The following is a 20536-nucleotide window of genomic DNA, read 5'->3' as shown; positions in this document are numbered from 1 at the left end:
TACTATATAGCGTGATTATACCAAGCCGTTCTTATATTTCTCTTAAATATCCCTTAAAATTTTCTTAAATTTTAAAATAATCCTTCCACCGCTTCATCTATATTTAATCAAAAAACCACAAAAAAACTGACTGCCACAAATGACAGTCAGTTCCTCTCTCTTATGTATGATATACAACTTCGTATGCGTGAAGCTCGTTGCCGCCTGGTTGGCCTTGGCCACCTTGGCCGCCTCCGCCTTGTTTGCCGCCTTCTGAGTGGGCTTTGCGGAATGCTTCGCTGTTTACCCAATTTTCGTAGTCTTCTTTTGATTCCCATTTTGTGAAGACGATTAGTTTGCCGTCTTCTTTCTCGTTGTCTAAGAACATGAATTCGATGCAGCCAGGCACTTCTTTCATGTTGTCAGCGCTAGCGCCGAAACGCTTCTTCATTGGTTCTTTTGCTTCCTTTGGAAGGTGAAGTTCATTCATAACAACGTACATGAAAAAATCCTCCTTTTTTCTGAAAAGTTCTATTCTTTCACTATTATAACGAATAATCGGAAAAGTTACGAATAGGTAGACTCAGAATGTTGTTAGAATTTGTCCATACTTTACATTCACATAAAGGAAAAATTGGGCTATAATAAGATTATCGTAGATGTATTGTGAGCAATTGACAGAAGGAGGATTATTCCATGAAATTCGCATTAATTATGGTTGTTACAGTAAGCTACCTAGCTGCAATCTTCACAGCTGGATATAATGACAAGCCAGGCAAAACAAAATAAGGAATGATCGAAAAAAAAACGACCTAAGTGGTCGTTTTTTTTTATATAAGTCCGGGATAATTTTGTTGACGAAGCGCTTCATAGATTAAAATTGCAGCTGTGTTCGAAAGGTTTAGCGAGCGAACGTTTTCTGTCATCGGCAGTCGTAGACAGCGCTCTTTGTTCGCTTCGATTAATTCATCAGGCAAGCCTGTCGTTTCTTTTCCAAACATAAAGAAATAATCTTTATCTCCATCGCTGTAATCATATGAAGTATGTGAACGCTCACCAAACTTCGTCAAATAGAAATACTCGCCGTCGGAGTTCTTCTCGAATAGCTCTTCTAATGAATCATAATAACGCACATCAACATACTGCCAATAATCCAGGCCAGCGCGTTTTAGCATTTTGTCATCAGTTGAAAACCCCAACGGGCGAACTAAATGCAATGTTGAATTCGTTGCGGCACATGTACGGGCGATATTTCCCGTGTTAGCCGGAATTTCAGGTTGATACAGTACAACATGCACTCCCATTGGCACCCACCTCTTCCATCTTGCTTTCTTTTTTTAGCCTTCTTATTATAGCACCTTTTTCATTTCGGCAAAAGAAGCGGGCACACGCCATTTATTCGCTTGAAAGAATGTGGAAGTATTTATATTTAATATTCGGTGTCCATGCGGCTGAATCTTCGTATTTCCAATAACGCATCCGGCTGTCATTCGTATGGGCGTTCACAAGTGGTTCATCATTTGCATCCTTAGCGACAACAATTGTATTATGATCCCATTTCCCGTCACCCTCAAAGTCATAACAAATCACATCTCCTAGGACCAAATCTCTCGCAGAGCTCATTTCTTTTGCCTGCAGTCCTTGCTTTGCCCCGCTTAAATACCATCGCAGCGAATGAGCAACAGCCCAGCTATAGCTCCATGAATTACCGCTATACCACCAGCCTCTTCCGCGATTTGGATAGCCCGTCATTGGTGCCCCGCCTGCGCGTAAGCACTGTGAAATAAAATTTGTACAATCTACATCAAATGTCCGATAAGCTGGGTTTCGCCCATTCCACCATTTTTCTGCATATTGGACAGCCGCTCGCCGATCATACTTATACGTCACCCGTTCCTCTGCATTCCCTGAAGAAATCTCCTCAACTGACTGTGGCCTTTTCACTACTAATAGCTGGTCTTCCAACAGCTTTCCTTTCTCAAAGACCGCTCGCCGCTGTTCAATCCCTTCTTCTACATAAAAAAAATCCTGCTGCTTCACAAGATGCTCTACCTGCAATTGATAATGAACAATATGCCTGCCGGACACGTTCATTTGCCTCGTTACAACAGCTTCAGCATTTGACTTTACAATAACCGCTTTCCTTTTCTCAAACAACTGTTGTTTCCGGTTGTACACCATGCGCTCGTCTTCATTAAGAAGCTCTTCATTTCGACTATTAATCAAATAATCAAAACGAAGAGACGTTCCTTCCTTTAACATTTCCAGCCACTTCACACCGTGCCACCGCCCCTTACAAGCTTTATAGAAAAATTTTATGCAAGGGATGAAGCATTGAGAACAAATAAAAAAACAGGCGCATCAATTGCCCCTGCTATAACATCACATGCTCAAGCGCATGCTCGATTCCTAATAATGTCTCTTTCTTATCTAAGCCTCCATTGTAACCGACCAATGAACCATTACTTCCTATAACCCTATGACACGGAATAACAATTGGCAATGGGTTCTTGTTCACAGCACATCCTACAGCACGAACTGCTTTCGGAGCATGAATGGCTTGCGCGACATCCTTATAGGAATACGTTTCTCCATAAGGAATTTCTTGCAAAGCCTCCCATACCTTCAATTGAAAAGGCGTTCCATACATGTCTAGTTCAAAATCAAATGTCTGTCTTTCTTCATTAAAGTAATCTGTCAATTGCTCATATACTGGGATAAGTGTTGTTTCATCGAAAATCAATTCATCCTTCTGCAAATATTTCTTCATCCAAATCTTCAATGTTGAATTGCTTTCCTCAATCGAACCAAACATAATTCGGCAGACACCCTCACTCGTTCGCGCAATCGTCAACGGACCAAATGGACTGTCCATTGAACCATAGTATAAGGGTTCTTTTGTCATCCTTATCCCTTCTTTTTAAACAATATTTTTCAAATTATAACACGAATTACATATGCCTTTAAAGGTACAAAAACTATTTGGACAACCATTTTTAATTTTACCTTATTTAGTAATTGGGTTCGAGTCCGAAGAATCCTGATTAGCTAGCATATTCAGCCCTTTTTGGATTTCTTCTGCGACTTTTCCATCTTTTTCTTCCATTTTAGCCTTTATTAGGATATCAAGTGCCGTTTCTGAGCCAATCTTGCCGATTGCCCATGCTGCGGTTCCACGAATCACAGGACGCGGATCCTCTCTTAACAACTTTTCTAAGATCGGGACCGCTGTTTGATCCTTATAATGAGCTAGTGCAATAATGGCGTTGCGCTGAATTGGCTTCTTGCCACGCCACGAGCCTGCGATTGAGCCGAACCTTTCTTTGAATTCGCGATTGCTAATCTGCAAAAGCGGCTTAAGCAAAGGCTTCACCGTCTCAGGATCTGGCTCCATTTCTTGATGTAAGTGAAAATCCTTCCCCTTATTCTTCGGGCACACTGTTTGGCACGTATCGCAGCCATAAATGCGATTCCCGAGCTTAACACGGAATTCATCTTCGAGGAAACCTTTCGTTTGCGTTAGAAAGGCAATGCAGCGCTGTGAATTTAGCTGACCGCCCTCCACAATCGCACCAGTTGGGCATGCATCAATACACTTCGTACAAGAGCCACATTCCTCTTCTATCGGCGTATCAGGTTCAAATGGAATATTCGTAACCATCTCACCTAAATACACATAGGAGCCAAATTCAGGCGTTATTATTGATGTATTCTTCGCGCTCCAGCCGATACCTGCACGCTCAGCAACAGCCCGGTCTGACAGCTCGCCTGTATCTACCATTGATTTACACGCTGCATCAGGTACCTTTTCTTGTAGGAACTGTTCAAGCAGCGCTAACTTTTCACGCAGAATATGATGATAGTCCTTCCCCCAAGAGGCCCGACAGAATAGCCCACGCGGTTCTTTTCGCGTACTTCTCGGTGCACCTTTCATCTTAGAGGGATAGGCTAATGCAATTGAAATAATGGATTGCGCTTTCGGCAGCAACAACACTGGCTCGGTTCGCTTCTCAATATCACTTTCCTCAAAGCCTGATTGATAGTTCAAAGATTGCTGCTGTTTCAAACGTTCCTTCAACGTATCAAACGTATCTGTAGACGCAAACCCAATTTTATCAATACCGATTGATTTACTATATGCAATTAACTCTTCTTTTAACTGGGCATATGTCATAGATGCCACTCCTTTCACGGAGCCCGTGAAGCTTATGACTTCACTGCTAATGTTCGCAGCCGATTTAACGCAGCAGCAAGCTCTTGCATTCGCGGCCGTGCAAGCTCGCCTGGGTGCTGTTCTGGAAAACGGGTAAATGAAGCAAGTCCGCGTTCATCAATTTGCTTCTCTACAGCTTCTAGAAGCTGTGCAAGTGACTTTCCACCGTTTAGAAGCTTCTTCTGCTCTACATAGGTGAGGATTTCACCGATCATACGAGTTTGGCTTGCATCAACAAGCTGCTCAACATCATGTAATAAAATATCTGTCTTACCATATTGAATCTGTGTTTTGCCGCGAACTTTTACTTTATTTTTCTTTCCTTTTCGGGAATCAAGACTTTCCGTTAAGAGAATGCGTTCATTTATCTCACCAAATGATTTGCCGCCTTCAACTTCACGATTATTTTCAATATCAGAGGCAATCTTCTTCGCTTCATCTGTTACGTCATGCGGCAGGTACTGTTCCATCATCACAACTTTATCTGCTGCATCAAAGTAATCACCAGATCCGCCCATGACAAGAATCGACGAAATACCATATTGATTATACAATTGCTGAACTTTGTCGACAAATGGGGTAATCGGCTCTTTATTCTTTGCGACTAGTGCCTGCATTCGTGAATCCCGAATCATAAAGTTTGTCGCGCTTGTATCCTCATCAATCAATAACGTCTCTGCCTTTGCTTCTAACGCTTCAATAATATTTGAGGCCTGTGAGGTGCTTCCACTTGCATTCTCTGTTGTAAAACGCTCTGTGTCCTTCCCATGCGGTAGATTTTTAATGAATGGCGAGATATTAACGTTTGTAACCTTTCGTCCGTCCTCAGCACGAATTTTGACAGCTGAAGGGTCTGTTAATACAAACTCTCTTCCATCCCCACTAACATGGTTATAGACACCGCGCTCAATTGCTTCAAGCAATGTACTTTTACCGTGATAGCCTCCACCGACAATTAACGTAATCCCTTTCTTAATCCCCATCCCTGTAACTGGTTCGTCCTGATGTGGAACGGGTATCGACACCTCTAGTGATGAAGGAGAGGTGAACGGGACCACCTTTCCTGTTTGTAATGGCTTATTGCTAATACCACTGCTACGAGGCAAAATAGCTCCATTTCCGACAAAAGCAATCAAATCATGAGCCTTCATATATTCACGAATCGCGTGCTGCTTATCATTAAGCTGCACTGCGTCTTCTAATTCGCTAGCTGGAACTGCAAACACGGACGATTTCAATATATCAGGAATAAGTTCAAAGAAAAGCTGTTCTGCCTGACGTCCTAATATCTTCCGTCCTCTTGCCGGCAGACCAACTGATAAGCAAAGAGTTACTTGCTTGTCATCAATCGATACAGCAGTCCGCTCGATAACTTCCTGACCTGGTGTATCAATCGTTACTAAGCCGCTTTTGCCTGAACCACTAACACCTGACGTCTTCTTATGAATCGCTTTGCTAACAGCTCTTGCAAATACATCCTCACAAGAAAGAGTGCGACGTCGATTATCTGTTAGCGCATTCTCGAGATTTGTTTTGGCCCGTTGTACAATAATTCTTATTTTTGAAGGACTTGCAAATGGATCGCCTTGAACATGATCGATTGCCAGCGTAAATGTCGAAAATTGATAGCACCCTTGAATTTCCTTATATGCTTTGTATCCTCTTCCGTCAATTTTCTGCAATTTTTTCTTTAAATTGTTCAAAGTTCTCCCTCCATTGCAATTTATGAAATAAAAAACGCAATGCTTCATTAAAATAACGAAACACTGCGTTGGTCACATTTTTATTGGAGCGGGTGATGGGAATCGAACCCACGACATCAGCTTGGAAGGCTGAGGTTTTACCACTAAACTACACCCGCAAAGAATTTTCAACTGATGCTTAGCATTATAACACCGCTATCATATTAATACAACCCCTATATCCCTATTACAAGGATATATTTCCCATACCAATAATATGATTGTTTTCCTATGGATGACACGATATAATTTTCTTGCTGACAACGCAGATAATGACATTGGAGGTTTATTTGAACAAAATGGAATTGAAAATTCGTATCAATCTTGATAAAGTACTAAAAGAAAGAAAAATGAAGCAAAAAGAACTCAATGACTTGATTGAGCAAAAGTTCGGCGAAAATAAGCGTCTTCGCCCAGCAACGATTAGCGAGATTTGCAACAATCAGCGCAGCACTATTAATAAGGAACATATTGAATTAATCGCTAGCGCTCTTGAAATCAAAGACGTAACAAAATTACTCAGCTTCGAAGAAACATCATCATAAAAGCAGTTAGGCATGCAGAAGAAAAATCTTCTCATGCCTTTTATATGCTTGTATAACAAAAAAGATGATTCTTTTAAGAAAGAATCATCTTTACCGATCTTATTTTAAGTACCGGTGGTCGGGGTCGAACCGACACTCCCGAAGGAACACGATTTTGAGTCGTGCGCGTCTGCCAATTCCGCCACACCGGCGTGATAATATAAGAATGGTGCCGAGGGCCGGACTCGAACCGGCACGGTAGTCACCTACCGCAGGATTTTAAGTCCTGTGTGTCTGCCAATTCCACCACCCCGGCTAGAATGATGGAGGCGGCACCCGGATTTGAACCGGGGATAAAGGTTTTGCAGACCTCTGCCTTACCACTTGGCTATGCCGCCTTAATTTGGAGCGGAAGACGGGATTCGAACCCGCGACCCCCACCTTGGCAAGGTGGTGTTCTACCACTGAACTACTTCCGCATATGGCTGGGCTAGCTGGATTCGAACCAGCGCATGACGGAGTCAAAGTCCGTTGCCTTACCGCTTGGCTATAGCCCAATATTAATGGGGCGACTGATGGGAATCGAACCCACGAGTGCCGGAGCCACAATCCGGTGCGTTAACCACTTCGCCACAGTCGCCATATTAATTGGCAGGGGCAGTAGGAATCGAACCCACAATGACGGTTTTGGAGACCGTAGTTATACCGTTTAACTATGCCCCTATGTAAAATGGTGGAGGGGGACGGATTCGAACCGCCGAACCCTGAGGGAGCGGATTTACAGTCCGCCGCGTTTAGCCACTTCGCTACCCCTCCATACCAATGGTGCCGGCCAGAGGACTTGAACCCCCAACCTACTGATTACAAGTCAGTTGCTCTACCAATTGAGCTAGACCGGCATAAAATGGTGGCTCGAGACGGAATCGAACCGCCGACACGAGGATTTTCAGTCCTCTGCTCTACCGACTGAGCTATCGAGCCTTTATGTATAAATGGCGGTCTCGACGGGACTCGAACCCGCGACCTCCTGCGTGACAGGCAGGCATTCTAACCAACTGAACTACGAGACCTTTATAAGATATTAATATGTTTTACTCAATTGAAATGTGAATAAAAACTGAGTAAAAGTATTTTGGTTGCACATTTGCACTACCATCTTTTACTAACATGGAAGTTGTTTCGACGTAGTAAGTAAAAGTATTTTGGTTGCACGATTGCACTACTATTTTTCATTAGCTAGGAAGTATTTCGACATAGTTAATGAAATTAATTTGGTTGCACGATTGCACTACCATCTTTTACTAACATGGAAGTTGTTTCAACGTAGTAAGTAAAAATAATTTGGTTGCGGGGGCAGGATTTGAACCTACGACCTTTGGGTTATGAGCCCAACGAGCTACCAGACTGCTCCACCCCGCGACAATATAAAGTATTTTATTCAGTAACCTGAGCCTTACATGAGAACCATCCCGTTTTCAGACAGGTTATTCAAGTTGTGGCTCAATCGGTTTGCTGAAGTGAATACTCCGATGTTCATTCGGACGTGCTCCACTCCGCGACGATATAAATTAAAGAATATGGTGGAGGATGACAGGATCGAACTGCCGACCCCCTGCTTGTAAGGCAGGTGCTCTCCCAGCTGAGCTAATCCTCCAATATAGTAAGTGGTGACCCGTACGGGATTCGAACCCGTGTTACCGCCGTGAAAGGGCGGTGTCTTAACCACTTGACCAACGGGCCAATAATATGTTTTAGTAAAAGGTTCATCTGGCGGAGAGCGAGGGATTCGAACCCTCGAGACGGTGTTGACCGCCTACACGATTTCCAATCGTGCTCCTTCGGCCACTCGGACAGCTCTCCAAATGGCTCCACAGGCAGGATTCGAACCTGCGACCGATCGGTTAACAGCCGATAGCTCTACCACTGAGCTACTGTGGAATGATTAGATGTGCCTGGCGGCGTCCTACTCTCACAGGGGAAGAACCCCAACTACCATCGACGCTGAAGAGCTTAACTTCCGTGTTCGGTATGGGAACGGGTGTGACCTCTTCGCTGTTGCCACCAGACTATGAAGGTATTGTTCAATAAAGAACAGACAAATTTCATTATACACATTTCGCAAAAAAACGCAAGAATGTTTCTAATGAAAATTTATTCCCTCAAAACTAGATAACACGTGAAACAGAAGTGTGCAGTGCGTTTGTGATGCACACTGGTTGTCTTGCATTCCAATTAAATTGGTTAAGTCCTCGATCGATTAGTATTCGTCAGCTGCACGTGTCGCCACGCTTCCACCCCGAACCTATCTACCTCATCATCTCTGAGGGATCTTACTAGCTTGACGCTATGGGAAATCTCATCTTGAGGGGGGCTTCATGCTTAGATGCTTTCAGCACTTATCCCGTCCACACGTAGCTACCCAGCGATGCTCCTGGCGGAACAACTGGTACACCAGCGGTGTGTCCATCCCGGTCCTCTCGTACTAAGGACAGCTCCTCTCAAATTTCCTGCGCCCACGACGGATAGGGACCGAACTGTCTCACGACGTTCTGAACCCAGCTCGCGTACCGCTTTAATGGGCGAACAGCCCAACCCTTGGGACCGACTACAGCCCCAGGATGCGATGAGCCGACATCGAGGTGCCAAACCTCCCCGTCGATGTGGACTCTTGGGGGAGATAAGCCTGTTATCCCCGGGGTAGCTTTTATCCGTTGAGCGATGGCCCTTCCATGCGGAACCACCGGATCACTAAGCCCGACTTTCGTCCCTGCTCGACTTGTAGGTCTCGCAGTCAAGCTCCCTTGTGCCTTTACACTCTGCGAATGATTTCCAACCATTCTGAGGGAACCTTTGGGCGCCTCCGTTACCTTTTGGGAGGCGACCGCCCCAGTCAAACTGCCTACCTGACACTGTCTCCGAGCCGGATAACGGCTCAGGGTTAGAATTTCAATACAGCAAGGGCAGTATCCCACCAGCGCCTCCACGTAAGCTGGCGCTCACGCTTCCAAGGCTCCTGCCTATCCTGTACAAGCTGTACCAAAATTCAATATCAGGCTGCAGTAAAGCTCCACGGGTCTTTCCGTCCTGTCGCGGGTAATGCGCATCTTCACGCATAGTATAATTTCACCGGGTCTCTGGTTGAGACAGTGCCCAAGTCGTTGCACCTTTCGTGCGGGTCGGAACTTACCCGACAAGGAATTTCGCTACCTTAGGACCGTTATAGTTACGGCCGCCGTTTACTGGGGCTTCGATTCAGAGCTTCTCCGTGAGGATAACCCCTCCTCTTAACCTTCCAGCACCGGGCAGGTGTCAGCCCCTATACTTCGCCTTGCGGCTTCGCAGAGACCTGTGTTTTTGCTAAACAGTCGCTTGGGCCTATTCACTGCGGCTCTTCGGGGCTATAAACCCCAAAGAGCACCCCTTCTCCCGAAGTTACGGGGTCATTTTGCCGAGTTCCTTAACCAGAGTTTTCCCGCTCATCTTAGGATTCTCTCCTCGCCTACCTGTGTCGGTTTGCGGTACGGGCACCTCTCACTCGCTAGAGGCTTTTCTTGGCAGTGTAGGATCAGGGACTTCGGTACTAAAATTTCCCTCGCCATCACCGCTCAGCCTTATGACAACGGGATTTGCCTCGTTGTCAGCCTAACGGCTTGGACACGCACATCCAGTGGCGTGCTCACCCTACCTTCCTGCGTCCCCCATTGCTCAAATGGTGAGGAGGTGGTACAGGAATTTCAACCTGTTGGCCATCGCCTACGCCTTTCGGCCTCGGCTTAGGTCCCGACTAACCCTGAGCGGACGAGCCTTCCTCAGGAAACCTTAGGCTTTCGATGGACAAGATTCTCACTTGTCTTTTCGCTACTCATACCGGCATTCTCACTTCTAAGTACTCCACCAGTCCTTACGGTCTGGCTTCAAAGCGCTTAGAACGCTCCCCTACCATGTTCCATGCGGAACATCCACAGCTTCGGTGATACGTTTAGCCCCGGTATATTTTCGGCGCAGAGTCACTCGACCAGTGAGCTATTACGCACTCTTTAAATGGTGGCTGCTTCTAAGCCAACATCCTGGTTGTCTGGGCAACTCCACATCCTTTTCCACTTAACGTATACTTAGGGACCTTAGCTGGTGGTCTGGGCTGTTTCCCTCTCGACTACGGACCTTATCACTCGCAGTCTGACTCCCAAGGATAAGTCATTGGCATTCGGAGTTTGACTGAACTCGGTAACCCGTTGGGGGCCCCTCATCCAATCAGTGCTCTACCTCCAAGACTCTTCCCTTGAGGCTAGCCCTAAAGCTATTTCGGGGAGAACCAGCTATCTCCGAGTTCGATTGGCATTTCACCCCTACCCACACCTCATCCCCGCACTTTTCAACGTGCGTGGGTTCGGGCCTCCATTCAGTGTTACCTGAACTTCACCCTGGACATGGGTAGATCACTCGGTTTCGGGTCTACGACCACGTACTATATCGCCCTATTCAGACTCGCTTTCGCTGCGGCTCCGTCTTTCCGACTTAACCTTGCACGAGATCGTAACTCGCCGGTTCATTCTACAAAAGGCACGCCGTCACCCGTTAATGGGCTCCGACTACTTGTAGGCACACGGTTTCAGGATCTTTTTCACTCCCCGTCAGGGGTGCTTTTCACCTTTCCCTCACGGTACTGGTTCACTATCGGTCACTAGGGAGTATTTAGCCTTGGGAGATGGTCCTCCCTGCTTCCGACGGAATTTCACGTGTTCCGCCGTACTCAGGATCCGCTCCGGAGAGAACAGGATTTCAGCTACAGGGCTGTTACCTTCTGTGGCCGGCCTTTCCAGGCCGCTTCACTTATCCTGTTCCTTTGTAACTCCATGTGGAACGTCCTACAACCCCAAGAGGCAAGCCTCTTGGTTTGGGCTGTTTCCGTTTCGCTCGCCGCTACTCGGGAAATCGCGTTTGCTTTCTCTTCCTCCGGGTACTTAGATGTTTCAGTTCCCCGGGTCTGCCTTCATCACCCTATGGATTCAGATGATGATACTGCCCCATTACGGACAGTGGGTTTCCCCATTCGGAAATCTCCGGGTCAACGCTTACTTACAGCTCGCCGAAGCATATCGATGTTAGTCTCGTCCTTCATCGGCTCCTAGTGCCAAGGCATCCACCGTGCGCCCTTTCTAACTTAACCATTGATGAGCATCATACATAAAACGCATTTGCACATACCCTTTAAATCGGTTTAATTTAAAAAGGAATCTTTACTTCTGTTTCGGTTATCTAGTTTTCAAGGAACAAACATTGATTGAGAGAATGCTCTCTCAAAACTGAACAAAATGAAACATGCTTAATCGTTTTGCACCGTTGGTGCATATAAAATCCTTAGAAAGGAGGTGATCCAGCCGCACCTTCCGATACGGCTACCTTGTTACGACTTCACCCCAATCATTTGTCCCACCTTCGGCGGCTGGCTCCAAAGGTTACCCCACCGACTTCGGGTGTTACAAACTCTCGTGGTGTGACGGGCGGTGTGTACAAGGCCCGGGAACGTATTCACCGCGGCATGCTGATCCGCGATTACTAGCGATTCCGGCTTCATGCAGGCGAGTTGCAGCCTGCAATCCGAACTGAGAATGGCTTTATGGGATTGGCTCCACCTCGCGGTCTTGCTTCCCTTTGTACCATCCATTGTAGCACGTGTGTAGCCCAGGTCATAAGGGGCATGATGATTTGACGTCATCCCCACCTTCCTCCGGTTTGTCACCGGCAGTCTCCTTAGAGTGCCCAACTAAATGCTGGCAACTAAGGACAAGGGTTGCGCTCGTTGCGGGACTTAACCCAACATCTCACGACACGAGCTGACGACAACCATGCACCACCTGTCACTCTGCCCCCGAAGGGGAAGCCCTGTCTCCAGGGTGGTCAGAGGATGTCAAGACCTGGTAAGGTTCTTCGCGTTGCTTCGAATTAAACCACATGCTCCACCGCTTGTGCGGGCCCCCGTCAATTCCTTTGAGTTTCAACCTTGCGGTCGTACTCCCCAGGCGGAGTGCTTAATGCGTTAACTTCAGCACTAAGGGGCGGAAACCCCCTAACACTTAGCACTCATCGTTTACGGCGTGGACTACCAGGGTATCTAATCCTGTTTGCTCCCCACGCTTTCGCGCCTCAGCGTCAGTTACAGACCAGAGAGTCGCCTTCGCCACTGGTGTTCCTCCACATATCTACGCATTTCACCGCTACACGTGGAATTCCACTCTCCTCTTCTGCACTCAAGTTCCCCAGTTTCCAATGACCCTCCGTGGTTGAGCCACGGGCTTTCACATCAGACTTAAGAAACCGCCTGCGCGCGCTTTACGCCCAATAATTCCGGACAACGCTTGCCACCTACGTATTACCGCGGCTGCTGGCACGTAGTTAGCCGTGGCTTTCTGGTTAGGTACCGTCAAGGTGCCGGCAGTTACTCCGGCACTTGTTCTTCCCTAACAACAGAACTTTACGACCCGAAGGCCTTCATCGTTCACGCGGCGTTGCACCGTCAGACTTTCGTCCATTGCGGATGATTCCCTACTGCTGCCTCCCGTAGGAGTCTGGGCCGTGTCTCAGTCCCAGTGTGGCCGATCACCCTCTCAGGTCGGCTACGCATCGTCGTCTTGGTAGGCCGTTACCCCACCAACTAACTAATGCGCCGCGGGCCCATCTGTAAGTGACAGCAAAACCGTCTTTTACAAGCGAACCATGCGGTTCACTTGATTATCCGGTATTAGCCCCGGTTTCCCGGAGTTATCCCAGTCTTACAGGCAGGTTGCCCACGTGTTACTCACCCGTCCGCCGCTGAATCCAGGGAGCAAGCTCCCCTTCATCCGCTCGACTTGCATGTATTAGGCACGCCGCCAGCGTTCGTCCTGAGCCAGGATCAAACTCTCCGATAAGCTTCCAAATGGAAGTTCGAAAAAATTTGAAACTTGCTCGTTAAGCATGTTCATTTTGTTCAGTTTTCAAAGAACATTTTGTTTCGCCGTTCGTTATGGCGACTTTTAAATCTTAACATCATCATTATCGAGTGTCAAGAACTTTTTTGTTTTGTTTTTTCTTGTTGGTCGCTCTCTTGCGGCGACGTTTAATAATATATCACGGTAAAAAATAAAGGTCAACCCTATTTGATTATTTTTTTAAAAATAACCTTAAGGCGACCTTTAAAATTGCTTATATGTCTTTTCGATATTGATAGGTCCGGTGGTAAACGTCTTTACCTTTTGTCGGTTCGTTTACTACTGCAACAATACCTTTCTCTACAAGATGCTCAACTAATACACCTAAGTCGAGCGCATAGTCTTGAAGTTCTTCATGCTCAATAAGCTCCCCAAACGTCCATGGCTCTTCCTTTGAACGAAGCAGCTTAAGAAAATGCCGGTTGCCTTCTTCTGTTCTTGCACGAATCGCAAACCCACTTGCAATCAAAAGCAACTCTATCCGCTTATCTAAAGGTTCTCCACTTTCAATAAGCTCCTTATACAGCTTGTAGATTTCAGGCTCAATTTGCTTTATTTGATTCCAAACCGTTACTTCTGGATGGAAGCCTTGTTCCATGACAGCAAGGCGGGCTAGATGATGCAAGCTTCTAACCATCTGATTATATGCATCGAAGAATTCCTTGGATTCATATAAATCTCTACCTATTGAATAACTACGTACCAATTTCGCAAATTCGGTATTAATCTTCTTTTGACGAACGTCCTCTGGAAATTCACGAAGACTTTCTCTAAGGTTTTCTATGTATTCGTTACGTTCAAAGATTACTTTCCCATTAAGTACCCAATGAATGACTCTACGATTTCTGCCTCCTGAAAGCCAATTAACTAACTGATTTTCTGTAACGATATGCATCGCTGCTTTCTTACCTTCATATTCATAATGCTTCGCGAACCATTCTCTGTCACTTTCTTCAACAATAATAATCAATACTGCATCAAAATGATCAGTCCAAGAACTGTGAGGCTTGTTCTTTTCGAGCAATAAGACAGCCAACGTTTCCTTCCGGCTCGCCCTTTCTTGATAGATCGGACGTAAGATGCTCTCCATTTCCGCCACTCTCCTAACATTCTTTCCATATACCTTATAATCCAATAGATTATTAGCCATTAAGTAAGTTACCTGTTCGACACCCCAATCCAAATCCCCTTTTTTTTAAACTGCAAAATTTTATGGAAACTCCTAAAATCACTATGCTATACTACTGATGTGGATAGGAGGTTGCTTGTATATGGGATTAAAATACTCAAGCAAAATTAACAAGATTCGTACATTCGCGCTTTCCCTTATCTTTATTGGGTTTGCGGTTATGTATGTTGGGATATTTTTCAAAGAAAATATGTGGCTGATGACTGCCTTTATTATTTTAGGGCTCCTGGCGATTATTGCAAGTACTGGCGTTTATTTTTGGATCGGAATGCTTTCAACAAAAACCGTTCAAGTCCAGTGTCCTTCTTGCGGGAAAGTAACGAAGGTCTTAGGGCGAGTTGATTTATGTATGTATTGTAACGAACCACTAACACTTGACCCTAACTTAGAAGGAAAAGAATTCAGCGAAGATTATAATAAAAAAAACAAGCTGTAGACCATACCATTGGCCTGCAGCTTGTTTTTTATTAATGCTCTTGTTTACCCTTGCAAGATGGGCACGTACCGTAAATCTCCATGCGATGATGGCTGACATCAAAACCTGCAACTTGTTCGGCTAATGTTTCTACTTCATCTAGCCCAGGATAGTGGAAATCAACGATCTTTCCACACCGTTCACAGATAACGTGATAATGGTCTGATGTGTTACAATCAAAGCGGCTAGAGGAATCACCGTAAGTAAGCTCTTTCACCAAACCTACCTCACGAAAAACACGCAGGTTGTTATACACCGTGGCTACACTCATATTCGGGAATTTCCCTTCAAGCGCTTTATAGATTTCATCTGCAGTTGGATGCGCCATTGATTCAATCAAATATTCTAGTATCGCATGACGCTGCGGTGTGATACGCACGCCGGAACCTTTAAGCGTATGCATTGCTAATTCCATTCGATTCTCTGCCACCGTCATGCACCTCTCTTTCAAAAGACATTCTTAATTTATAATGTTTATAATTAGTGTACCCTGCTATTCAAACGTTTGTCAATAATAGTTATTGTTTTCTCCGATCAATAGCCTCTCTTCACGTCGATTTTATTCACGTATTCCCCTTCTCCCGATACGAAAACCTTCAAGTTATGTTCGAAGATTTCGAACGAACGCGGCAAATACATCTTTGAGATGCCTGATAAATGCGGGGTCACCGTCACTTCTTCCATATTCCAGAAAGAATGATGCTTCGGAAGCGGCTCCTGTTCGAATACATCTAATACAGCGTGGGAAAGTTGTTTTTCCTGCAGCATTTTAATAAGGAGATTCTCATCTACTACATCTCCTCGCCCTATATTAATGAAGACCGCTTCCTCTTTCATTACTTTAAAATGTTTCTCTTCTAATAAACGCTTTGTTTTTTCTGTACTTGGCAAAACGGAAACAATGAAATCAGCTTCCTTAACGACTTCAGACAGCTGTTCTACAGAAAAGACCTCGTCCACATTTTCTACATCTCTTCCAGATGTATTCATTCCTTTTGTTTTCATTCGGAATGCTTTACATAAGCGGGCGATCTCTGTCCCAATTGCTCCCGCTCCAAGTATGCTGACTGTTTTCCCTGCAAGTTCAACCATCTTGATTTTTCGATTCCATTCACTCTTTTTCTCAAGCTCATATAATTCCTTCGCTCTGCGTGCTGTTTGCAGCATCATTCCGATTGTATACTCTGCCATCGGAATCGCGTGAATACCTTTTGCATTCGTCACGAGGATGCCTTGTTCATCAATCGCTTCAAATGGCATCTTTTCCATACCAGCAGAAACGACCATTATCCACTTTAAGTTATGAGCAGAGCGAATAAGGGACTCGTCCAAATCCTCTCCATATGTAACCAATATGTCAGCTTCCGGAAGAAGATGCTTAGCTTCCCCCATGTTTTGCTTAAAGGTAAACTCGATAGACGGAAATTCCTCAATAACTTGATTCTTTAATGACTCTTTCGGATCAAAGGATGCTAATGCCTTCAATTGTGTTTCTCCTCTCTTGTTATCTATAATAAAAAAATGGGCTGAGTAAACCCAGCCCGTCAATTCAAGTGTGCTGTTTGCTTGAGGAGGTATTACTTTACTATACGCAGCCTCTCCTCAAAACGTATAGACACTCGCCCGTTCCAAAAAAACATTCTAAGAAAAAGGCCTTTGCCCTTATCATAAGGCAAAGGCGCATCACTTAGGACATGTTTTCTTTTATGTATTCCAAGGCTTCTTCTACGTGCCCTTTCACACGCACCTTACGCCATTCTTTCACAAGATTTCCTTCTTTATCAATAATGAATGTCGAACGGACAATCCCCATATATTCCTTACCGAAGTTCTTCTTAAGCTGCCATACACCATATTCTTCAGCAAGCTTATGGTCTTCATCAGCAAGAAGCAGAAATGGCAAGTCATGCTTTTCAATAAACTTATGATGACGATCAATCGGGTCTGGACTCACCCCAAGAATAACCGCATCTAATTCTCCGAAGCTTTCATGCTTATCACGAAAATCGCAAGCTTGCGTTGTACATCCTGGTGTCATATCTTTTGGATAAAAATAAAGCACAACATTTTTCCCTTTAAAGTCTGAAAGAGAAACATCTTCACCGTTACTTGCCGGCATTGTAAAGTCTGGTGCCTTCTGACCTGGTTCTACTGCCATTATTCATTCCTCCATTTCTAGCATGTTTCCGTTTTCATCTTCTTTAGCGTATCGAATTTCTACATAAGAGACAAGCGATATGAATAGTATTAGCAGTTTCTCTCTCTTCATCCCACCCTATTCATGTTTTTCAATCTCGATAACAGTCCGCACAACAAAGGCAGCAGGCAATACATAACCAACGAGCGCTTCAAACATCGCAATCCAACGCCCCGCTCCAATTGGGGTTATATCACCATATCCTACAGAAAGCAGCGTCACAGCACTAAAATACATTTTTGCACTTAACAAATGAAGAAATGAATCATTTTCCGATGCAAGATTATCAATCAACACCGGTACCCCCATCAATTCCAGTAGAGCATATATAAGACCAAATCCAATAAGGACAATTAGGTATGTAAAGAATAGTAATAACAAATTTTCAAGCGTAAGATACTGCTTCTTCTCAACTTGAGATTTCCATAAAGTCTTCAAGCTGACCGCTAAAATAAACACGACACTGACAATCATACCGACATACAACGCTCATCCCCCCTTGCCCTACTTGAATTATATGAACCTTCTAGTCAAATATGGACAAAGGATCAAAAAAGCTTGTACGCAATACATACGCACAAGCTTCGATTAATTTCCAGCACCACGATACCGCTTCACACCTTGGTTCCAAACCAGTACAGATAGTGTAAAAAATACAACCCCAACAACAGGTGTTAAGAATGCATAATTGTACCATTCTGTTCGGCCAAGAAAATAAGCTGACGGATAAACACCTACAAAGGCAAACGGCAAAATCCACGTTAAAATATAACGAATAACAGGGTTGTATATATCAACTGGGTATCTTCCATAATTTCCGATATTGTACATCATCGGCATGATTGATGTCCGAGCATCTGACCAGAACCCAATGCTTGCAAGTGAAATAAAGATGCCTCCATACACGAGCGTACCACCGATAACCATTGCCACAAACACAAACGGATCATACCAATTGAACGCAAGATGCAAATTCCCACCAGCATAGAGCATAACGACAATTCCTGTTATCACTCCAAATAACGATTCCAATTCCATTCGCTCTAAAATAATCTGAAATAAGCTATGAATCGGCCTAGTTAAAATCCGATCCATCTCCCCTTGCACAATATAACGCTCATTAAAGTCCCAGATATTAAAGAATGTACCAAAGAGGGCAAACGGCACAAGAAAAAAACCATAAATAAAGATAATTTCGTCACGACTCCAGCCACTTAACATTTGTGTATGGCCAAACACCACAAGAATGAAAACTAAATTTACCGCCTGAAACAATAAATCTGAAAAAATCTCAATCACCATGTCAGTCCGGTATTGGAGCCGCGTCTTCATATACTGTCCTATATATTGAAAGAACATCGATAAGTAAAACACGCATTATCCCCCCTGAATCACAAGGCGCTTCTTAGCTAAGTTCCAAAGCAGCCAAATCGGTATAATCAGTACAACCGACCAAACCAGTTGAAAACCGATTGCATCAAGCACTTCATTCCCATTAAATCCTTCTGTAAAGATCATACTTGGAATATAGCTGATTGCTTGGAACGGAAAGAACTTCATGATCTCTTGCGCCCAGCCTGGATAGAAGCTAATCGGAAGAATTAGACCTGAGAACAAGTCAATCGTCACACGCTTCGCCCGGATTAAGCCGTCATTATTAAAGAAGAAAAATGTTAAAATTCCTGTCAGCAAATTAATTTGTGTATTAATAACAAAGCTGAAGACGAGTGACGCAGCAAAGAAGAGCCAAATTGAAAAGCTTGCAGATAACTCAAGTGGAAAGATAAAGTAGACAATCACCATTCCTGGTAAAGAGAAGAACAATAAGCGGAAGATCCCTTCCCCTAACCCTTGCATCGTTTTCATTCCAAGATAATGGTATGGTCTAATCAGTTCCACCGCTACTTTCCCTTCTTTTATTTCGCGTGCAATTTCTCGGTCAATATTATTGAAGTAAAATGCACGAGCCATCCAAGCCACAGCAATATAAGTAACCATCTGGATAACAGACAAGCCTTCAATTGACTCTTTCCCGCCATAGATAGCCGTCCATAAGAAATAATACGCTCCAATATTAATACTATAGATTAAAATCCCGCTGTAATAATTCGTTCGATACGCAAGCATCATCAAGAACCGAATTCGGATCATTTCAATGTACTTAGCCACGGATGACACCTTCTTCATAGATGTTTCGCACTATCTCTTCAGTGGAAATTTCGTTGATTTTAATGTCATTGATTTGATGAGCAGCCACAACACGGCCAATTAACTCTGAAATAAGTGATTCATCAGGACCAACGTTTGCTAGCCAAACATTTTCCCGTTCACCTTGTTGCCAGACAACCTCTAGCTCTTCAGCAAGCTTGTTCAATTGTTCCTTACTTACCTGCTCTGTAAATTGAAATTGAAGCTGCTTCCCTTCACCCCAGTTCGAACGCAAATCATTTAATTTTCCGTCGTAAATGATTTTACCTTCATCTAACATGACAACGCGTTCACATAGCGCTTCAATATCAGATAAGTCATGTGTTGTCAGCAGGACCGTCGTTTTATACTTTTTATTCATTTCTTTAAGAAACTGACGAATCTTTAGCTTCACTAAGACATCAAGCCCAATTGTTGGTTCATCCAAAAACAAAAGCGGCGGATTGTGAATCAAGGCCGCGGCTAGCTCACAGCGCATCCGTTGCCCGAGCGATAGTTTCCGGACAGGCTTATCTAACAGTGGGCCAATATCTAATGATTCAATCACATGCTCCATATGCTCGGCGTAATCTTCATCTGAAACGCGGTACACTTTCTTCAGCAGCCGGAACGACTCCTGAACCGCAATATCCCACCAAAGCTGCGAGCGCTGACCGAAGACAACACCAATTGTTCTGGTGAATTTCTCCCGCTCCTTATGCGGGTCCATTCCATTAACAAGTACAGAACCAGAGGTCGGCTGCAGAATTCCGGTTAACATCTTAATTGTCGTTGATTTTCCAGCCCCATTCTCTCCGATATACCCAACCATTTCACCTTGCTTCACATTGAACGAAATATCATTCACTGCTGATAAAATCTTATAATTACGTGTAAATAAATCACGAAACGCTCCCTTCAACCCCGAACGGCTTGAATAAGAGACAAATTCCTTCCTTAATTGTTCAACTTCAATAACGTTTTTCATTTGTAAACCCTCCAACAAAAACGTAAAAACCATAAGGAATAGTCTAACGAACTGAGAAGATAAATCAACCACTT

The 20536-nt window shown here is 44.4% G+C and carries 16 protein-coding genes, 17 tRNA genes and 3 rRNA genes; 2 read left to right on the top strand and 34 right to left on the bottom strand.

Annotation, left to right across the window (positions count from 1 at the left end; all coding sequences use genetic code 11):
- Nucleotides 1-160: 160 nt before the first annotated feature.
- From LC040_19455 to LC040_19425, 7 genes are all read right to left on the bottom strand, one after another.
- A complete protein-coding gene (locus tag LC040_19455) occupies nt 161-481 on the bottom strand; it encodes an antibiotic biosynthesis monooxygenase family protein (GenBank protein ID WLR51287.1) in 321 nt (106 codons plus the stop codon).
- 328 nt (nt 482-809) lie between these two features.
- On the bottom strand, nt 810-1283 hold the full coding sequence (trmL, locus tag LC040_19450) for a tRNA (uridine(34)/cytosine(34)/5-carboxymethylaminomethyluridine(34)-2'-O)-methyltransferase TrmL (protein ID WLR51286.1): 474 nt from the start codon (nt 1281-1283) through the stop codon (nt 810-812).
- A gap of 91 nt (nt 1284-1374) precedes the next feature.
- The gene (locus LC040_19445; GenBank protein ID WLR51285.1) at nt 1375-2256 is read right to left on the bottom strand and encodes an amidase domain-containing protein; all 882 of its coding nucleotides are present in this window, start codon (nt 2254-2256) and stop codon (nt 1375-1377) included.
- Nucleotides 2257-2353: 97 nt separating this feature from the next.
- A complete protein-coding gene (locus tag LC040_19440) occupies nt 2354-2884 on the bottom strand; it encodes a methylated-DNA--[protein]-cysteine S-methyltransferase (GenBank protein ID WLR51284.1) in 531 nt (176 codons plus the stop codon).
- Nucleotides 2885-2986: 102 nt separating this feature from the next.
- Nucleotides 2987-4153, bottom strand: coding sequence for a tRNA epoxyqueuosine(34) reductase QueG (gene queG, locus LC040_19435; protein WLR51283.1), 1167 nt, complete (start codon nt 4151-4153; stop codon nt 2987-2989).
- 32 nt (nt 4154-4185) lie between these two features.
- Nucleotides 4186-5895 (bottom strand): ABC-ATPase domain-containing protein, encoded by a 1710-nt coding sequence (locus tag LC040_19430; GenBank protein ID WLR51282.1) that lies wholly within the window; start codon nt 5893-5895, stop codon nt 4186-4188.
- An 84-nt stretch (nt 5896-5979) separates the two neighbouring features.
- Nucleotides 5980-6053 (bottom strand) — tRNA-Gly (locus LC040_19425).
- Nucleotides 6054-6233: 180 nt separating this feature from the next.
- Between LC040_19425 and LC040_19420 the strand changes: the two genes are divergently transcribed.
- Nucleotides 6234-6479, top strand: coding sequence for a helix-turn-helix transcriptional regulator (locus LC040_19420; protein ID WLR53350.1), 246 nt, complete (start codon nt 6234-6236; stop codon nt 6477-6479).
- Between the two features lie 109 nt (nt 6480-6588).
- Here LC040_19420 and LC040_19415 read toward each other — a convergent pair.
- From LC040_19415 to LC040_19320, 20 genes are all read right to left on the bottom strand, one after another.
- Nucleotides 6589-6670 (bottom strand) — tRNA-Leu (locus tag LC040_19415).
- Nucleotides 6671-6685: 15 nt separating this feature from the next.
- Nucleotides 6686-6774, bottom strand: a tRNA-Leu gene (locus LC040_19410).
- 8 nt (nt 6775-6782) lie between these two features.
- Nucleotides 6783-6856: transfer RNA gene (locus LC040_19405), tRNA-Cys, on the bottom strand.
- A 6-nt stretch (nt 6857-6862) separates the two neighbouring features.
- Nucleotides 6863-6937: transfer RNA gene (locus LC040_19400), tRNA-Gly, on the bottom strand.
- Nucleotides 6938-6940: 3 nt separating this feature from the next.
- Nucleotides 6941-7015: transfer RNA gene (locus tag LC040_19395), tRNA-Gln, on the bottom strand.
- 7 nt (nt 7016-7022) lie between these two features.
- Nucleotides 7023-7098 (bottom strand) — tRNA-His (locus LC040_19390).
- 9 nt (nt 7099-7107) lie between these two features.
- Nucleotides 7108-7181 (bottom strand) — tRNA-Trp (locus LC040_19385).
- An 8-nt stretch (nt 7182-7189) separates the two neighbouring features.
- Nucleotides 7190-7274: transfer RNA gene (locus LC040_19380), tRNA-Tyr, on the bottom strand.
- 7 nt (nt 7275-7281) lie between these two features.
- Nucleotides 7282-7357 (bottom strand) — tRNA-Thr (locus tag LC040_19375).
- Between the two features lie 6 nt (nt 7358-7363).
- Nucleotides 7364-7439 (bottom strand) — tRNA-Phe (locus LC040_19370).
- Between the two features lie 12 nt (nt 7440-7451).
- Nucleotides 7452-7528, bottom strand: a tRNA-Asp gene (locus tag LC040_19365).
- A gap of 272 nt (nt 7529-7800) precedes the next feature.
- Nucleotides 7801-7877, bottom strand: a tRNA-Met gene (locus LC040_19360).
- A 159-nt stretch (nt 7878-8036) separates the two neighbouring features.
- Nucleotides 8037-8112, bottom strand: a tRNA-Val gene (locus tag LC040_19355).
- Nucleotides 8113-8123: 11 nt separating this feature from the next.
- Nucleotides 8124-8198: transfer RNA gene (locus tag LC040_19350), tRNA-Glu, on the bottom strand.
- Nucleotides 8199-8226: 28 nt separating this feature from the next.
- Nucleotides 8227-8318, bottom strand: a tRNA-Ser gene (locus tag LC040_19345).
- 3 nt (nt 8319-8321) lie between these two features.
- Nucleotides 8322-8396: transfer RNA gene (locus LC040_19340), tRNA-Asn, on the bottom strand.
- Between the two features lie 12 nt (nt 8397-8408).
- Nucleotides 8409-8524 (bottom strand): 5S ribosomal RNA (rrf, locus tag LC040_19335).
- A gap of 171 nt (nt 8525-8695) precedes the next feature.
- Nucleotides 8696-11625 (bottom strand): 23S ribosomal RNA (locus LC040_19330).
- A 195-nt stretch (nt 11626-11820) separates the two neighbouring features.
- Nucleotides 11821-13366, bottom strand: a 16S ribosomal RNA gene (locus tag LC040_19325).
- Together the 16S, 23S and 5S rRNA genes with 16 tRNA genes alongside form the textbook arrangement of a ribosomal RNA operon.
- Nucleotides 13367-13640: 274 nt before the next feature.
- On the bottom strand, nt 13641-14516 hold the full coding sequence (locus tag LC040_19320; GenBank protein WLR51281.1) for a nucleotidyltransferase-like protein: 876 nt from the start codon (nt 14514-14516) through the stop codon (nt 13641-13643).
- A gap of 181 nt (nt 14517-14697) precedes the next feature.
- Between LC040_19320 and LC040_19315 the strand changes: the two genes are divergently transcribed.
- The gene (locus tag LC040_19315) at nt 14698-15051 is read left to right on the top strand and encodes a YgzB family protein (GenBank protein ID WLR51280.1); all 354 of its coding nucleotides are present in this window, start codon (nt 14698-14700) and stop codon (nt 15049-15051) included.
- Nucleotides 15052-15082: 31 nt separating this feature from the next.
- On the opposite strand, the gene perR is transcribed toward LC040_19315, so the two are convergent.
- From perR to LC040_19280, 7 genes are all read right to left on the bottom strand, one after another.
- A complete protein-coding gene (gene perR, locus LC040_19310; GenBank protein WLR51279.1) occupies nt 15083-15520 on the bottom strand; it encodes a peroxide-responsive transcriptional repressor PerR in 438 nt (145 codons plus the stop codon).
- A gap of 104 nt (nt 15521-15624) precedes the next feature.
- Nucleotides 15625-16575 carry a D-2-hydroxyacid dehydrogenase gene (locus LC040_19305; GenBank protein ID WLR51278.1) on the bottom strand — a complete coding sequence of 317 codons (951 nt, stop codon included), beginning with the start codon at nt 16573-16575 and terminating at the stop codon, nt 15625-15627.
- 202 nt (nt 16576-16777) lie between these two features.
- Nucleotides 16778-17248, bottom strand: a complete 471-nt coding sequence (gene bcp, locus LC040_19300; GenBank protein WLR51277.1) for a thioredoxin-dependent thiol peroxidase — start codon at nt 17246-17248, stop codon at nt 16778-16780.
- A gap of 117 nt (nt 17249-17365) precedes the next feature.
- Entirely contained in the window at nt 17366-17773 is a 408-nt protein-coding gene (locus tag LC040_19295) for a potassium channel family protein (GenBank protein ID WLR51276.1), read from the bottom strand.
- A 102-nt stretch (nt 17774-17875) separates the two neighbouring features.
- A complete protein-coding gene (locus LC040_19290; GenBank protein ID WLR51275.1) occupies nt 17876-18661 on the bottom strand; it encodes an ABC-2 family transporter protein in 786 nt (261 codons plus the stop codon).
- A gap of 3 nt (nt 18662-18664) precedes the next feature.
- Nucleotides 18665-19456 carry an ABC-2 family transporter protein gene (locus tag LC040_19285; GenBank protein WLR51274.1) on the bottom strand — a complete coding sequence of 264 codons (792 nt, stop codon included), beginning with the start codon at nt 19454-19456 and terminating at the stop codon, nt 18665-18667.
- Nucleotides 19449-20462, bottom strand: coding sequence for an ATP-binding cassette domain-containing protein (locus tag LC040_19280; GenBank protein ID WLR51273.1), 1014 nt, complete (start codon nt 20460-20462; stop codon nt 19449-19451). Before LC040_19280 ends, LC040_19285 begins: the two co-directional genes overlap by 8 nt.
- Nucleotides 20463-20536: the final 74 nt, after the last annotated feature.

Source organism: Bacillus tianshenii, assembly GCA_020524525.2.
Taxonomy (GTDB): domain Bacteria; phylum Bacillota; class Bacilli; order Bacillales; family Bacillaceae_N; genus Bacillus_AV.
This window is presented reverse-complemented; position numbering and strand designations above follow the sequence as displayed.

What these genes read in the sequence shown, in the direction of transcription:
- LC040_19455 (WLR51287.1), bottom strand. Translation starts at nt 481, where the DNA reads ATGTACGTTGTTATGAATGAACTTCACCTTCCAAAGGAAGCAAAAGAA.
- LC040_19420 (WLR53350.1), top strand. Translation starts at nt 6,234, where the DNA reads ATGGAATTGAAAATTCGTATCAATCTTGATAAAGTACTAAAAGAAAGA.
- trmL (WLR51286.1), bottom strand. Translation starts at nt 1,283, where the DNA reads ATGGGAGTGCATGTTGTACTGTATCAACCTGAAATTCCGGCTAACACG.
- bcp (WLR51277.1), bottom strand. Translation starts at nt 17,248, where the DNA reads ATGGCAGTAGAACCAGGTCAGAAGGCACCAGACTTTACAATGCCGGCA.
- LC040_19315 (WLR51280.1), top strand. Translation starts at nt 14,698, where the DNA reads ATGGGATTAAAATACTCAAGCAAAATTAACAAGATTCGTACATTCGCG.
- LC040_19320 (WLR51281.1), bottom strand. Translation starts at nt 14,516, where the DNA reads ATGGAGAGCATCTTACGTCCGATCTATCAAGAAAGGGCGAGCCGGAAG.
- queG (WLR51283.1), bottom strand. Translation starts at nt 4,153, where the DNA reads ATGACATATGCCCAGTTAAAAGAAGAGTTAATTGCATATAGTAAATCA.
- LC040_19440 (WLR51284.1), bottom strand. Translation starts at nt 2,884, where the DNA reads ATGACAAAAGAACCCTTATACTATGGTTCAATGGACAGTCCATTTGGT.
- LC040_19280 (WLR51273.1), bottom strand. Translation starts at nt 20,462, where the DNA reads ATGAAAAACGTTATTGAAGTTGAACAATTAAGGAAGGAATTTGTCTCT.